Raw genomic sequence first — 1,335 nt, 5'->3', positions numbered from 1 at the left:
CTGTGGGACAAGTCGATGGACACGCTCTCGCAGGTGATCGTCTCGGTGCTGTGCACGSTCSTSGYCRKSGTCGTCATCGGSGGSCTGGKCGGCGGTGGCGCCCTCGGCTACGACGTGGTCTACGGACTCCAAAAGAGCGACCTGGGCGTCGGCCTCTCGGCCGGTATCGCCATCGTCTGCCTGGGCCTCATGCTCGACCGGCTCACCCAGTCCGCGGGCACCGGCAAGCGCGGAGGTACGAAGTGAAGCGCACACGCATCATCAGGGGCGGGGTCGCGGCAGCCGCGGCCCTCGCCCTCGCCGCGGGCCTCAGCTCCTGCGGCAAGGCCGACCCGTACTACAGCGGCGCCCCCAACACCGTCACCCTGCCCATCGCGGCCTGGGCCGGCTCCGAGGCGAACGTCGCGGTGGCCAAGCAGATCCTGGAGAAGAAGCTCGGCTACCGGGTCAAGACGCTCCAGATGGACGAGCCCGTCATGTTCGACGCGCTCAACACCGGCCGCGCCGACGCCATGATGGAGGACTGGCGCGGCGTGCCGAAGAAGGAGAAGAAGTACGTCGAGGAGCTCAAGACCGTCGTCAACGCGGGTGAGCTCGGCGTGACCGGCCACATCGGCTGGTACGTGCCGACGTACTTCGCCAAGGAGCACCCCGAGGTCAAGGACTGGAAGAACCTTCCCAAGCTGAAGAAGTACTTCCAGACCCCCGAGAGCGGGGACAAGGGCCAGATGCTGGAGGGCTCTCCCTCCTTCAGCACCTACGACGCCCAGATCATCAAGAACCTGGACCTGCCCTACAAGACGGTCTACGCCGGCAGTGAGGCGGCCCAGGTCAAGGAGATCCAGAAGCGGGCCGCCAAGAAGGAGCCCTTCCTCACGTACTGGTGGACGCCGCAGTGGCTCAACTCCAAGGTCCCCATGACGGAGGTCAAGCTGCCCAAGCGCACCCCCGGGTGCGACAAGGTGCCCTCCGAGGTGGACTGCGCCTACCCGTACACGAAGCTGACGAAGTTCATGAACCGTGACTTCGCCGAGAACGGGGGCAAGGCCGCGGAGTTCCTCAAGAACTTCCACTGGAGCACCGCCGACCAGACCAAGGTCGTCAAGTGGATGACCATCGACAAGATGGACACCGACGAGGCCGCCGCCAAGTGGGTCGAGCAGAACCCCGACAAGTGGAAGAAGTGGATGCCCAAGTGAGGCACCGCCGCCACCGCTGCCGGTAGCCCCTCCGCCCCCGTGACGCCCGTTGTCACGGGGGCGGAGGGGCTACCGGCAGCGGTGGCGGCGGTGCCTCACGCCTCTTCGGGCACCCGCCGCTGGGGCAGAATTGCGC

The 1,335-nt window shown here is 66.7% G+C and carries 1 protein-coding gene and 1 pseudogene; both read left to right on the top strand.

Annotated features, from left to right (window positions below; genetic code table 11):
* Nucleotides 1-246, top strand: a pseudogene (locus AB8Z75_RS34535) (hypothetical protein); the annotation flags it as partial.
* Entirely contained in the window at nucleotides 243-1,199 is a 957-nt protein-coding gene (locus tag AB8Z75_RS34530; RefSeq protein ID WP_369209035.1) for an ABC transporter substrate-binding protein, read from the top strand. The pseudogene AB8Z75_RS34535 and the gene AB8Z75_RS34530, both read left to right, overlap by 4 nt.
* The last annotated feature ends 136 nt before the right edge of the window (nucleotides 1,200-1,335 follow it).

Source organism: Streptomyces sp. PU-14G, assembly GCF_041028275.1.
Lineage (GTDB): Bacteria > Actinomycetota > Actinomycetes > Streptomycetales > Streptomycetaceae > Streptomyces.
Note: the sequence above shows the minus strand (reverse complement) of the source record. Positions and strands in the feature narration are given on the sequence as shown.